This is a genomic window from Novosphingobium panipatense, from assembly GCF_900182875.1.
GTDB lineage: Bacteria > Pseudomonadota > Alphaproteobacteria > Sphingomonadales > Sphingomonadaceae > Novosphingobium > Novosphingobium panipatense.
Genome location: NZ_FXUI01000029.1, coordinates 1 through 13,608, shown reverse-complemented (window position 1 = coordinate 13,608; position 13,608 = coordinate 1). Strand labels below are relative to the sequence as shown.

At 61.1% G+C, this 13,608-nt stretch carries 10 protein-coding genes and 3 pseudogenes; 8 read left to right on the top strand and 5 right to left on the bottom strand.

Annotated elements, in window-relative coordinates; genetic code table 11:
• Window positions 1-286 precede the first annotated feature (286 nt).
• A pseudogene (locus tag QOL62_RS19095) lies at window positions 287-989 on the top strand (IS3 family transposase); the annotation flags it as partial.
• 57 nt (window positions 990-1,046) lie between these two features.
• Here QOL62_RS19095 and QOL62_RS19090 read toward each other — a convergent pair.
• A pseudogene (locus QOL62_RS19090) lies at window positions 1,047-4,012 on the bottom strand (Tn3 family transposase).
• A gap of 140 nt (window positions 4,013-4,152) precedes the next feature.
• On the opposite strand from QOL62_RS19090, the gene QOL62_RS19085 reads away from it, so the two are divergent.
• Window positions 4,153-4,722 (top strand): recombinase family protein, encoded by a 570-nt coding sequence (locus tag QOL62_RS19085; RefSeq protein WP_283407244.1) that lies wholly within the window; start codon window positions 4,153-4,155, stop codon window positions 4,720-4,722.
• 83 nt (window positions 4,723-4,805) lie between these two features.
• On the opposite strand, the gene QOL62_RS19080 is transcribed toward QOL62_RS19085, so the two are convergent.
• The gene (locus tag QOL62_RS19080) at window positions 4,806-4,940 is read right to left on the bottom strand and encodes a transposase (protein ID WP_283407243.1); all 135 of its coding nucleotides are present in this window, start codon (window positions 4,938-4,940) and stop codon (window positions 4,806-4,808) included.
• 11 nt (window positions 4,941-4,951) lie between these two features.
• On the opposite strand from QOL62_RS19080, the pseudogene QOL62_RS19980 reads away from it, so the two are divergent.
• Window positions 4,952-5,113: pseudogene (locus QOL62_RS19980) on the top strand (hypothetical protein); the annotation flags it as partial.
• A gap of 123 nt (window positions 5,114-5,236) precedes the next feature.
• On the opposite strand, the gene QOL62_RS19075 reads toward QOL62_RS19980, so the two are convergent.
• Entirely contained in the window at window positions 5,237-5,512 is a 276-nt protein-coding gene (locus QOL62_RS19075) for a hypothetical protein (protein ID WP_283407242.1), read from the bottom strand.
• A gap of 504 nt (window positions 5,513-6,016) precedes the next feature.
• Entirely contained in the window at window positions 6,017-7,012 is a 996-nt protein-coding gene (locus QOL62_RS19065; RefSeq protein WP_283407241.1) for a transposase, read from the bottom strand.
• Window positions 7,013-7,287: 275 nt separating this feature from the next.
• On the opposite strand from QOL62_RS19065, the gene QOL62_RS19060 reads away from it, so the two are divergent.
• The 5 genes from QOL62_RS19060 to QOL62_RS19040 are packed head-to-tail and all read left to right on the top strand — an operon-like array spanning window position 7,288 to window position 13,129.
• Complete coding sequence (locus QOL62_RS19060) at window positions 7,288-8,595, top strand: O-antigen ligase family protein (RefSeq protein WP_283407240.1); 1,308 nt, start codon at window positions 7,288-7,290, stop codon at window positions 8,593-8,595.
• A gap of 50 nt (window positions 8,596-8,645) precedes the next feature.
• A complete protein-coding gene (locus QOL62_RS19055; protein WP_283407239.1) occupies window positions 8,646-9,356 on the top strand; it encodes a polysaccharide biosynthesis/export family protein in 711 nt (236 codons plus the stop codon).
• 13 nt (window positions 9,357-9,369) lie between these two features.
• The gene (locus tag QOL62_RS19050; RefSeq protein ID WP_283407238.1) at window positions 9,370-11,574 is read left to right on the top strand and encodes a GumC family protein; all 2,205 of its coding nucleotides are present in this window, start codon (window positions 9,370-9,372) and stop codon (window positions 11,572-11,574) included.
• The gene (locus QOL62_RS19045) at window positions 11,574-12,827 is read left to right on the top strand and encodes a tetratricopeptide repeat protein (RefSeq protein ID WP_283407237.1); all 1,254 of its coding nucleotides are present in this window, start codon (window positions 11,574-11,576) and stop codon (window positions 12,825-12,827) included. Before QOL62_RS19050 ends, QOL62_RS19045 begins: the two co-directional genes overlap by 1 nt.
• Window positions 12,824-13,129 (top strand): hypothetical protein, encoded by a 306-nt coding sequence (locus tag QOL62_RS19040; protein WP_283407236.1) that lies wholly within the window; start codon window positions 12,824-12,826, stop codon window positions 13,127-13,129. Before QOL62_RS19045 ends, QOL62_RS19040 begins: the two co-directional genes overlap by 4 nt.
• 18 nt (window positions 13,130-13,147) lie before the next feature.
• Here the strand turns inward: QOL62_RS19040 and QOL62_RS19035 are convergent, their stop codons facing one another.
• The gene (locus QOL62_RS19035; RefSeq protein ID WP_430438276.1) at window positions 13,148-13,402 is read right to left on the bottom strand and encodes a helix-turn-helix domain-containing protein; all 255 of its coding nucleotides are present in this window, start codon (window positions 13,400-13,402) and stop codon (window positions 13,148-13,150) included.
• Window positions 13,403-13,608: the final 206 nt, after the last annotated feature.

Below are 13,608 nucleotides of genomic sequence, written 5' to 3'. Positions count from 1 at the left end.
CCGGCTGCCCTGCCATCATCGCCTCCGCTGCAATGCAAAGGCAGTGAATCAGCTCAAGCCCGTATCCGCCAGTGGTTTTTCGAGGCGTCCAGCTCAAGCCCGTATCCGCCAGTGGTTTTTCGAGGCGTCCAGATTAATAGCAGGTCCCTCTAATTGTACGCATCCGCTGAGCGGCGCCTTGCCGGTGGGATGATGGGTCGGTCTTAAGGTCGCAGTTATTTGCGAACTGAGTAGCCCCTAGATTTCTGGACGCCTTCGATCCTAATTTTGAGGACAGGAGGCGAAGATGGGGAAGCCCAATTTCAGTGATGAGTTCAAGCGTGATGCGGTGGCCCAGATCACCGAACGCGGATATCCTGTAGCCGAGGTCTCGCAGCGGCTCGGCGTCAGCCAGCATTCGCTGTATGCCTGGAAGCGGCAGTTGGCCCGACAGGTGTCCGGCGATGCCGGCAAGGATGCCGAGATCCGTCAGCTGAAGCGCGAGCTGGCCCGGGTGACCGAGGAGCGCGACATCCTAAAAAAAGCCACCGCGTATTTCGCTCGAGATGCAAAGTGAGATACGCGTTCATTGCCGAGCATCGCGATCGTTTTGGCGTGCGGGCAATGTGCCGCTGCCTCGCCGTGCAGCCCAGCGGTTTCTATGCCTGGCAGAAGAGCCCGCTGAGCCAGCGGGCTCGGGAAGATGCTCGGCAGACCGATCTTATCCGCAAAGCCTGGAACGACAGCGGGAAGGTCTATGGCTATCGCAAGCTGCACGATGATCTTCTGGATCACGGCGAGACCTGCTGCCCCAACCGCGTTGCGCGGTTGACCAGGCTGGCGGGTATCAGGCCCAGGTCGGCTACAAGCGCCGGCCTGGCAGCTACGGTGGCAAGCCGTCCCTGGCGGTCGACAACACGCTGGATCGCCAGTTCGACGTGGCTGCGCCAGACCGAGCCTGGGTGACAGACATTACCTACATCCGCACCCTGGAGGGCTTTGCCTATCTGAGGGCGTAGCGTGGAAGGTACGCTAAACAACGCTAAGGGAGAACAACCGAGGAACGCTTAGGCGGCGCGGCTGTCCGGCGGAAGATTGAGGGCCTTGCGGCCAGCGGAAGCGGCGGCTCGATCCCAGAGGAAATCGCCGGAAAAGGCAATATGCTCCCAGCCAACCGGCGACGTATGGACAAGCAGATCATCGGGGACCGGGGCCGCTGCCGATCGCAGATGCTGGGCTGCGGCGTCCATGTAGATCGTGTTCCAATAGACGATCGCCGCGATGACCAGGTTGAGGCCTGATGCCCGATATTGTTGAGCTTCATGGCTGCGGTCGATGATGCGGCCCTGGCGGAAGGTGTAGATCGCTTGCGTCAGGGCATGGCGCTGCTCGCTGTTGTTAAGGCCGGCATGGCATCGCCGGCGCAGATCGGGATTTTCAAGCCAGTCTAGCATGAACAGGGTCCGTTCGATCTTGCCGATTTCCTGTAGCGCGACGTCGAGCTGGTTCTGCCGTTCATAGGCGGCGAGCTTTCGCAGCATGACCGATGGCGCGACATGGCCGGCCTTGATCGACCCTACGAGGCGCAGCACGTCATCCCATTGCTCACCGATGATGTCGGTGCGGATGCGCTTACCCAACAGCGGGGTGATGGATGGATAGGATGTAATCGGCGCGATCGGCGCGAGGCGCCGGTCCGGGAAGTCGCGCAGGCGTGGGCAGAAGCGAAATCCCAGCATGGCGCACAGGGCGAAGACATGATCGGTCGCCCCACCGGTATCGGTGTAATGCTCGACGATCCTCAGATCGGTGCCGTGGCTGGTGAGGCCGTCGAGGACATAGGGCGCCTCATGCGTCGCGGCCGAGATCACGTTGACGTGGTAGGGCGCGCGCTGATCGGAAACATGAGTGTAGAAGCTGAAGCCGTGATCGACGCCGTAGCGCGCGTTAATGTCGCCGCCCGATGCGCCGCGCTTCGCGCCTCTGAAGAACTGGCCATCGGAACTGGACGTTGTGCCGTCGCCCCATACCCGCGAGAATGGCAGGCGGTGGTGCGCGTTGATGAGGACGGCGAGCGCCGCGCGGTAGCTCTCGTCGCGGATATAGGCGTCATGGGTCCACAGGAGTTGATCGCGCGTGACGCCCTGGCTCGCGGCGGCCATGCGCGACAGGCCGAGATTGGTGGCGTCGGCGAGGATCGTGGCGAGCAGCGCATTTTCATTGGGACATAGCTCGCCGGTGCGCAGGTTGGTGAATGCCGAAAGAAAGCCAGTTTCCTGCGCCACCTCATGTAGCAGTTCGGTGATACGGATGCGTGGCATCATCGCATCGAGCCGGTCGGCCAGGGCTTCGGCGTCGGGCGTTGCGATCGTGCGAACGGGGGATATCTGGAGGCGGCCGTCGCGGTATCGCACACCCTCCAGAGCGTCGCGCTTCAGGCTCCGGGCGAATTTCTTCAGCCGCCAGTCCAGTTCGCGGCCCCGCTGTTCGAGCCATTCGCCGGCTGTGGGTGGCAGACCAAGAGCCGACACGATCGGCTTGGCCTTCGGTTCGCTTAGCAGGTAGCTGTCGAACTGGCGGTATCCCGTCGATCGTTCCACCCAGACATCACCGGAGCGCAGCTTGTTGCGCAGATGCGCGATAGCCGCGATTTCCCAGAGCCGCCGATTGATCTTGCCGTCATCGCCCATGACGATTTTCTGCCATTCCTTGCGGAAGGGCATCGGAGCGTCGGCAGGCAGATCGCGCTTGCCCGACCTATTGAGGTCGCGCAGCATCTCGATAGCGGCAATCGTTTTCGCGCTGCCCTTTCCGGCCCTGAACTGTAGCGCTTCAAGCAGATCAGGGGCGAACTTGCGCAACGTCGCATAGCGGTCGGCCGCGACTGTCAGCGGATCAAGATTGGCGGTTTCCGCGATCGTCGCCACTTCCGGTCTGGCCTTCAGGAGGGTGTGCCATCCTACTGAGGCATCCAGGACCTCCATAGGATCTTCGCCAGTATCGACTGCATCGGTGAGCGCGTCGATCGTCCTGCGGAAGATCAGCATCAGCCGGGCCACGTTCTTCGACGTGGCGGCATAGCTGCGCGCCTGGGCGTTCTTCGCGCGGGTGAAGATGCCGCCGATCAGCTTGTCCGCCATCTCCAGGGCGCTGTCCGTCAGCCGTCAAGATCGAGCAGGAAGGCAACGAGCGTGGCGCGTCGCCGGGAGGGAATATAGCGCTCGATCATATAGGCAGGCGACGCACGGCCTTCCCTGACATATTGCCGAAATCGGTCCGCGTGGATGCGGCCCGCGACGTCGGGGGAAATGCCGATCTTCCGCACCTGCCTCAGACGGTCGAGGATCTGGCGGACGTGATCGGGCTTGGCCGCGACGGGGATGGTCTTAAGCAAGGCGAGATGGCTCATGCCGCCGGCGGCGTCGAAGAGCTGATCGAGAGCCTGGACCTGTTCGGCGCTGAGATCGGCGATCAGGGCGTAGGCGGCCTGCTTGCGCGCGCGGGCACGTCCCGCGCTGCTGGCGCGTTCGATGGTGGAGATGGACGGCAGCAAAATCCGGGCCTCGCGCAGGGCGGTGACCACGCCCATCGCAATCGTCATCCCCTTGTCGGTCGCCCAAGCCGTTCTCGCGGCCGCCTCGACTATGAAGGGAATATCGGCGCGGGTTAGCCCCCGAAGCCCCAAACGCGCCGCCAGCTCACGGGCATGATCCGTCATTGTCTGATCCCGCGCCGCATAGTTGGCCAGCTCGGTTACGTGCAGACCAAGTTGCTCCGCGACGAAAGCTGCGAGATCATGGGGTATTGCTCCCCTGTCCTGTATCAACTGCGCAAGCGTGATGCCCGGGTGCCGCAGGAGCGCGAGTTGCAGCGCCACGCCCAACTGGTTCCGTCGCTCCCGTCGCGCGCCGATGATCTCGATATCGGAAGGCTCGAAGGTATAGAGCCGGGCCAAATGGTCGCGATCGGTTGGGATGGCGAGGATCTGATCGCGTTCGCTCTCGGTCAGGAGTTGATGCTTGCGCTTCGTCATGCCGTTTCCTGTCCACAAAAGGTCATCTGGGCCTATGGACAGCGAGGAGTAAAGAGACATAGTATGTGGACGGATATGGGTGGGGCGCAGCGGCTGCCCCCCATAACGTCCACAGAACGACCGTTTGGGAGACGTACGGCATGGGCGATATTCTGGGCTATGCCCGCGTCAGCACCGGCGATCAGGACGTGGCGGGCCAGGCCATGCGTCTAGAGAAGGCCGGCGCCATCAAGGTGTTCACCGACGTCATGTCGGGCAAAAGCATGGAGCGCCCCGGTCTGGCCGAGCTGATCGCCTATGCCCGTAAGGGTGATACCCTGGCGGTGGTCCGCCTCGATCGGCTCGGGCGCTCGTTGGCCGAATTGCTTGCCACGGTTGAGACGCTGCGCGGCCAGGGCATTGCGCTCCTGAGCCTTGAGGAAAAGATCGACACATCATCGGCGGCCGGCGAACTCATCTTCCATGTGTTCGGGGCGATCGCCCACTTTGAGCGGCGGCTGATCTCCGAGCGGACCCGGGACGGCATCGCGGCAGCACGCGCCAAGGGCAAGCAGCCTGGCCGTCAACCGCTCGACATGTCCAAAGTGAATGCCGCCATCAAACTGGTTGAAGCCCGCATCTCTCCGACAGAAGCGGCTCGGCAACTCGGCATCGGCCGATCGACCATCTATCGCGAAATGCGTAGGATGGGGATTGAACGGCCCACCTGATTAGGCGGCACGCTCGTTCGCACCTGTCGTTCGCCGTTCGTTCTCCCTTAGCGTTGTTTAGCGTACTTTCCACGCTATGTCCTCTACCGCCGTGCGACCACTGCCATGATGGCGCCGGGCTGCGTGGTCTCCTTCAGGATCGCCAGCTTCTCTTCGTCGCTCCAGTGCCGACGCCGCTCCACTCGTACGACCGCTCCGCCATCCCGGCGAGCACTCATACGAGGCTCTTTTGACTGCTCGATATCCACTCGCAAGGCCTCCATGTGCCCCGCAAAATTCACCCCTCTCTCGATCCACACAAGGCCGGGTTCCGTCGGCGCTTACGCTTTACGGCTTGTCGGACGCCCAGGCCGAGTTCCAGATCCTTGACCGTCGTAGCTTCGGACGCTTCCTGGGGCTCGACGATGGCGATAATACACCGGACGAGACGACGATCTGGCGCTTTCGCGAAGCTCTGGTCCGGGCGAATGCCATCGAGGCTCTGTTCGCCCGGTTCGACTCTCACCTCAAGTCGCTAGGTTATCTGGCCATGGGCGGACAGATCGTGGATGCCAGTATCATCTCGGCTCCGCGCCAGCGCATGACCGATGAAGAGCGCGCCGTTGTCAGGCAGGGTGGCATTCCTCAGGCTTGGGCCGCGAAGCCGGCAAGGCTTGCACAGAAGGACCGTGATGCGCGCTGGACGCTCAAGCGGGGGCGGCGCAAGAAAGGGCCGGACGGCAAGTTCATGGCCGAGATCGCCACGCCCCTGTTTGGGTACAAGTCGCATCTCGGCATCGACCAGCGCCACGGCTTCATCCGCACCTGGTCAGCCAGCCATGCAGCGCGATCTGGGCGGATACGGCCTATCGCAGCCAGAAGAACGAACGCGCCATCCTGCGTGCCGGCCTCGTCTCGAAGATCCATTTCCGCAGAACGCCCGGCAAGCCGCTCCCCGACCAACGCCAGCGCGCCAATGCTGCCCGGTCCAAGGTCCGCTCCGCCGTCGAACATGTCTTTGCTACCCAGAAACACCGGATGGGCCTGTTCATCCGCACCATCGGCATGGAGAGGGCAAAGACGAAGATCGGCCTCGCCAATATCGCGTTCAACTTCAAACGCTTCCTCTACTGGGAATGTCAACCGAACTCGGCATGATGGACGCCATCACCGCGCGGATGCCGACACAGGCTCCTTTCGATCAGTAGAAAATACCCCATAGCGCCCACGCGCCATACCAAAGATCGCGTGCGAGACCCTCAGCCTGAGACCGGGACCGGGACCGGGACCGGGACCGGGACCGGGACCGGGTAAATCAGGGTGTCCCGATGGTTCGGATGAACAACCCGAACCTGTTCTTCTGATGGGCAAAGACGTGTTCGACATGGGCGCGGATTGAGGATTTGGCAGCGTTGGCCCGGGCGGTTGCTTTCCGCATGGGCTTGCCCTTCGGTTTGCGCCGATGGATGCGAGAGGTAAGCATCCGATCCGACAACCACTTCTCGTTACGCTTCGAGCGATAGGCACTGTCAGCCCAGACTTCGGAGCCGGTGTTGTCCGTGGTGACGACCTGCCGGAGAAGACGCCCATCGGCGGCCGATGCTGAAGTCACCGCCATCTCCCGGATGAAGCCAAAACGCCGATCGATGCTGATGTGCGATTTGTAGCCAAAGACTGGCAGGGCAATCATGGGCAATGGCGTTCCATCCGCCCGGTACCGCACTTTGCCGCCAATCTTGAGCGTCCAGCGCGCATCGATGTCCTTCTGCGCGGCCTTGTTCGGCTCGTCGGGCCAGATCTCCTTCGCGCTCATCCCCGACTTGATCGCCTCACGTTCGCCTTCGGTATTGCGCTGCTTGGGCGCAGGCACCAGCGAGGCATCCACGATCTGCCCGGACATCGGGATGTACCCCTTCTTCTGGAGTTGCCAGTCAAAGGCCTTCATCACCCTCTTGAGCGTTCCGGTCTCGGTCAGGCGATTGCGGAAATGCCGGATCGTGTTCTCGTCTGGCGTTCGGTCCCCGAGCGACAGCCCAAGGAAACGCAGCCAACTCAGGCGATCCCGGATCATGAACTCCATCCGTGCATCCGACAGGTTGTGCTGCGCCTGAAGGATCAGCGCCTTGAACATCATGACCGGATCGAAAGGAGGACGGCCCCCCTTGGCGCCGTCGCCGTAACCGAGACCTTCAACCAGCCAGGCGCGGAAAAACTCGAAATCGACTGTCTGCTGCAATGTCTCGAGCGGATCACCCTCCTTGCTCAACGCCTCAAGATGCTCGCTCAAACTGAACAGGGACTTCGGATCCATCACGGCTCTCCATGATCGCTCCAGATCAATGAATCACCATCAACGTGCAAACGCTACAGTTTTTGCGGGTCTCCAGCTACCCCTTGCCATCGCATAGGAACTGGGCGAGACCAGTCTCATGTTTCTCGTCCACCCGAAACCATCTGCCGACGATACGGCGCGCGTTTCACAGGCCATAAGCGATGTGTTGAAGGAAGCAGCGCGCGCAAAGGGAGCCTTGTCCTAAAATGCCCTCCCGACCCGTTCTTGCGTACCGCTGGAGCCCCGCTCTTGCGTTGTTCCTGTTACTGGTGGGCACCTTATGGGTGGCGGGCGGCGCGTCCCATGCCGATGTCTCGGGGCAGGTGGTGACGCGCGGAACGGCGTGGTTTTTGCTTATGCTGGCGATCCTGTTCGGTGCACGGCCAGTGACCGCAGGGATAGGGACGGCATTTTGGCTGCTGCTGGCGACGGTCCTGCTCGTCCTGCTGCAGCTTGTGCCCTTGCCTCCCGACATCTGGACGGCGCTGCCGGGCCGGGAAGCGCTGCTCGGAGCACGCCCCGACGAGGCGACTTGGCGGCCATGGTCGATCGTTCCTTGGGCAACGATCAACGCCGCTTCATCCCTCATCGTGCCGGTAGTCGCATTCTATCTCGTCAGCGCCTTACGGGACGAGGAGAAAGCATGGCTTCCTACGATCCTGCTCGGGGTCATTTTCCTGTCGATGCTAGTTGGGTTGCTGCAATTTTCCGGCTTCGCCATCAATAATCCGTTCCTCAATGACTCTGTGGGCGGCGTTAGCGGCACATTCGCCAACCGTAATCATTTCGCGCTGTTCTTGGCCATGGGATGCCTGATCACGCCTGTCTGGGCTCTTGCTGGGAAACAAGGTGCGGGATGGCGCGCGCCTGTCGCGCTGGTGCTGATGACGCTTTTTGCGCTCACTATCTTGGCGACCGGATCGCGCGCTGGCATCTTGACCGGCCTGTTGGCGCTGGCGCTCGGCCTCGCAGTATGCTGGCATGATGTCCGCCGCGCCTTGCGCGGAGCACCGCGCTGGGTCTTTCCGGCGCTGATCGCGGCGATCATCGGCTTCATCGCCCTGTTCGTCCTGGTTAGCATGGCTGCCGACAGAGCGGAATCCGTCCGCCGCGCATTCGAGATTGATCCTGGCCAGGATATGCGCACACGCGGCCTGCCGACGGTGCTGTCGATGATCGCCGCCTATTTCCCCGCAGGCGCAGGCTTTGGCGGTTTCGATACAGTATTCCGTCTGCATGAGCCGTTCCAATTGCTCAAGCCGACCTATTTCAACCACGTACATAATGATCTTATGGAGGTCGTGCTTGATGGCGGCCTGCCTGCACTGCTGCTCTTGCTCATCGCGATCGGATGGTACGGGATAGCCAGCATTCGGGCTTGGCGAGGAAACGGCCGGCACTCTGTCCTGCCGAAGCTGGGATCGGCCATATTGCTTCTTGTTTTCGTCGCCAGCGCCTTTGATTATCCGGCACGCACGCCGATGATGATGGCGATGATCGTCATTGCCGCTTCTTGGCTTTGCCAAAATAGAACGGCCAGCGTTAGGGCCGACTTTACCTGATTGCGATCCGCATCTAAGGCGAAGACTTTCAGCGGAAAGATGTAGGGCGCATGCGCAGAATTCTTGTTTCGTTCATTATCGCGGCCAGCCTTGCGGGCTGCGCGGGAACGCCGCCCCCACAGCCCAGCGCGCAACTGACCGTCATTCCCGACAGCCAGGGTCTGCCTGCGCCTAATCGGGGCGATCTGGCAGCGGCCGACCGGCCTGCCCTGATCGGCCCACTCGATACGATCAATGTTGATATTTTCAACGTGCCCGAACTCAGCCGCGAAATGCAGGTTGACGCGAGCGGACGCATTTCCATGCCGCTGGTGGGCACCGTCGACGCGCGCAACAAGACTGCGGATGAATTGGCGCAGGCGATCGAGCGCGCACTGCAAGGACGATATGTCCGCAACCCTCAAGTTACCGTTAATATCAAAAGCTCGGTCAGTCAGGTCGTGACGGTCGATGGCGAAGTGAAGGAGCCGGGCCTTTATCCGGTGACCAACCAGATGACGCTGATGCGCGTCATCGCCTCGGCAAAAGGCCTGTCGGAATTTGCAAAACAGGAGCAGGTGGTGATCCTGCGTACCGTCGATAATCAGCGGATGGCTGGCCTTTACGACGTAAGTGCGATCCGTCGTGGTGCCTATGCTGATCCACCGGTTTACGCCAATGATGTCGTCATCATTGGAGATTCCCCACAGCGCCGTCTTTTCCGGGATGTCGTTTCTCTATCACCTCTCATCGCGTCACCCCTTGTCGCGGTCCTGCGTTGAGGCCTGCAGTCCTATGTCTAATATTGCTTTGAATCCGGACAGCAACATGGCTGCGGTAGCTTTGCTGCAGGCGCAATCGGAAAATAGCGTCCCCCCGATGTTGCGCCAATATCTGCGCATCGCCATTCGCTGGCGTTATGTGATCCTTGGTGCGGTGGCGGTATGCTTTCTAATCGGATTGATCGCTACCTTGCTAATGACGCCGCAATATACGGCATCCTCGACGATCGAGATTTCGCGTGAGGCGGATAAAGTCACGGATCTTCAGGCGGTCGAACGCGAAGCTGCCATTACTGACCAAGAATTTTATCAGACGCAATATGGCCTGCTGGAATCGCGTGCGCTTTCCGAGCGTGTGGCAACACGCCTCAAGCTGCCAGAATCTCAAAGCTTCTTCGAAATGTTCGATTTTGAGAGCGACGATCCGGCCTTCAAGCTTGCAAATGGCCGTTATCCAGCTTCGGGGCGCGCCACCAGAGAACGTGCTGCCGGCGAAATTCTGCGCGAGCATCTGGACATCAGCCCGACGCGCATGTCCCGCCTGGTCGAGATCAAATTCACAAGTCCCGATCCGTCCTTTTCCGCCAAAGTCTCCAATACGTGGTCGGAGAGTTTTATCCAGACCAATTTGGAACGTAAGATTCAAGCGACCTCCTATGGCCGCAATCTTCTGCAGAAGCAGCTGATCCAATTGAAAGACCGGCTGGACGAGTCACAGCGGCAATTGGTCAATTACGCCTCGTCCGCTAAAATCATCAATTTGCCCGCGCAATCCGGCAATGGGCAATCCAGTTCAGAGCGCTCGATAGTCGTTGATGACCTGGCCGCGCTTAATGCCGCGCTGACGCAAGCGACCGCGAGCCGCATAGAAGCCCAAGCTCGTTATCAGCAAAACGGACGAGCAGGTGCATCCGCGGAAGCCTTGAGCAATTCGGCGATCAACAGCCTGCGTCAGCGCCGCGCGGAATTGGCAGCCGAGTACAGGCGGCTGATGACGCAGTTCGAGCCCGGCTATCCCGCCGCCCAGGCCATTCAGGCGCAGATTACCCAGCTCGACCGCAGCATCGCCAGCGAGGAAGGGCGTGTAACCTCCTCGCTTTTCGCCGATTATCGTCGGACGCAGGAACAAGAACAGGCGCTGCAGGTCAAGGTCGAGCAATTGAAGGGCGATTATCTCGACCTGCGGCGCCGCAGCATTCAATATAATATCTATCAGCAGGAAGTTGATACCAACCAGGCACTCTACGATGGCCTGCTCCAGCGCTTCAAGGAGATTGGTGTTGCCGGGGGCGTCGGCGTCAACAATATCTCCGTCGTCGATCCAGCCCAGGCACCTAAACTGCCTTCAAGCCCCAAATTGCTGATCAATCTCGCCATCGCCATTATGGCAGGCCTTGGGATCGGCGCGGCGCTGGCCTTTGCTTTGGAACAAATCGATGAAGGCATCACCGATCCAGCGGAAGCCAAACGCGAGCTTGGTCTGCCGCTGCTTGGCACGATCCCCAAGATCGACGAAGCACCCAAAGACATATTGCTCGACCGGAAGTCGGATCTCGTCGATGCCTATCTGTCGGTGCAGACCAACCTCGCTTTCTCGACCGAGCATGGTGTCCCACGCTCTCTCTCCATCACATCGACGCGACCGGCCGAAGGCAAGTCGACCACCTGTCTCGCGCTCGCGACGACGCTGACGCGCGGTGGGAAGCGGGTAATCCTCATCGACGGCGATATGCGCAGTCCTTCAATCCATCATCTGGGTGGCGTTACGCATGACCGAGGCCTCAGCAATTATCTGACTGGCGAGGACAATATCGAATCCCTAACCTTCCCGCTGAAGGATCTGGGCTTCACGGCGATGTCCGCAGGGCCACTGCCGCCCAATGCTGCGGAACTACTGACCAGCAACCGCCTCTCACAGCTCATCGCGCGGCTACTTGAGATCTATGATCACGTCATCATCGACTCCCCGCCGGTCATGGGCTTGGCCGACGCGCCGCTCATCGCCACTAAGGTCGAGGGCGTCGTCTATGCCGTGGAATCCCATGGCATCCGCACTGGGCTGGTGAAGGAGGCGCTCGGCCGCCTTGTCACCGCCAATGCCCGGATCATCGGTAGCGTTCTTACCAAGTTCGACGCCAAGAAGGCTCATTATGGCTATGGCTATGGCTATGAATATGGCTATCGCTATGGCCGCGACGCAGAGCCTGACGCCGCCTGATGAAGAAGCAGCCTCCCCGGCAGCAGCGGCGTTCTCCGTTTGAATGGGGCGTTCGCCTCGGTCTGGCCGGGATCGTCGGTTGGATCGGCTATCTCTCGGTAATGCAGTCGGTTGCGTTGGTGCTGCCCGACGCCCGGACAGAGGAAGCTTATGCACTGGCGCCCAATAATGGGCGCATCGCCGGTCGCCTGTCGCTGCGGCTCTCCGGTCCTGAGGCGAGCGAGGCCGACCGGACGCGCGCGGTGGCGATCGCGCGCAAGGCTCTGCAGTATGATCCAACCGCTGTCGAGGCGGTCGCGACGCTTGCCGCCGATGCCTTCATGCGCGGCGATCAGGCCGAGGGCGAGCGGCTGCTTGCCTATTCGCAGACACTGTCGCGGCGCGACCTACGGACCCAGCTGATGGCGATCGAACTCGCCGTTGCCCGCGACGATATTCCCGGCGCACTCAGACATTATGACATCGCGCTCCGCACCAAGAAGAATGCGCCGGAATTGCTCTTCCCGGTGCTGACATCGGCGCTGACCGACCCAGTAATCCGCATGGAACTGGTCAAGATACTTGGAGCTCAGCCCAATTGGGGCACCCGCTTCATCAACCATACCGCCCGCAGCGACGCCGACCCTGCGGCGAGCGCCGCCTTCTTCCACAGCTTGCAGGCGACCCGTGTGCCCGTGCCCAATGCAGCCAGCGTGACGCTCATCAACCGGCTGCTGGCGGCCAGGCTGTTCGATGATGCCTGGACCTATTATGCCGCCACCCGCCCCGGCAGCGACCGGCGCCAGTCGCGCGACCCCGCCTTCAGGAGCGCAGTCGAGGCACGGAGCGCATTCGACTGGACGGCCGCCAACAGCATCGGCGTGTCGACGGCAATCCTGCCCGATGCGACCAATGGCCTGTTCGACTTCACCGTATCAATGGGCAATGGCGGCACCCTGCTGCAACAGCTCCAGATGTTACCCCCCGGCGACTATGTTCTCGAAGGGCATAGTGTCGGGATCAAACAGCCTGTGCGCTCCCGGCCCTATTGGACTTTACGCTGCCAAACCGGTGGCGAAATCGGGCGGGTGGAATTACCGAATTCATCTCAGGCTGGCGGCCGGTTCCAAGGGACCATCCGCGTACCCGCTAACTGTCCGGTACAGATGCTGGCGCTGGTCGCACGCTCGTCAGGCGACATTGACGGCGTGTCGGGACAGATTAATCGCATCCTGATCCGCCCCGTACACGCACCCGCGAGGACAGCCTCATGAAACTTCGCATGCCCAGTCTAGCCGCATCGGCCGCCTTGCTGCTCATAGCCCCTTCCGCCCAAGCTCAAAAAGAAAACAGCCCCGGCCAAATCGCGGAATCGGCGGTCGGACAGGTGGGGCAGCGGCAGACCGCCAAAACTATCGAGACCGGGCCGATAGGCCGCGTCAACAGTCGTATCCAGAACCGGGTACAGAACCGGATCCGCAACCGGATCGACCGATTCTATGACCCGGCCGCCAATACGACGTCGCCCTTCGAAGTCGCGGCCGAACAGACTACGCGCGGACAGCCGGTGCAGTGAAACTGGCCCCTGCAAAGTTCAGGCCGCCGCCCGTAGATACTGATAGAGCGTCTCCCGACTGATCCCCATATCGCGCGCAATGACGGATTTCTTCTCGCCGTCGCCCACGCGCCGCACCAGTTCCGCCACCCTTTCATCTGAAAGCATCTTCTTGCGCCCGCGATAGGCGCCGCGCTGTTTGGCTAAGGCGATGCCTTCGCGCTGGCGTTCGCGGATGAGGGCACGCTCGAATTCAGCAAAGGCGCCCATCACCGAAAGCATGAGATTGGACACCCTGATTTACCCGGTCCCGGTCCCGGTCCCGGTCTCAGGCTGAGGGTCTCGCACGCGATCTTTGGTATGGCGCGTGGGCGCTATGGGGTATTTTCTACTGATCGAAAGGAGCTGACCTGCCCCCCGAAAGGTCCCTCATTCTGATGTAGAGTCTGCCCACGAGGAAGGAGCAGACGCATGAGGAAGAGCCGTTTCACCGAGGCGCA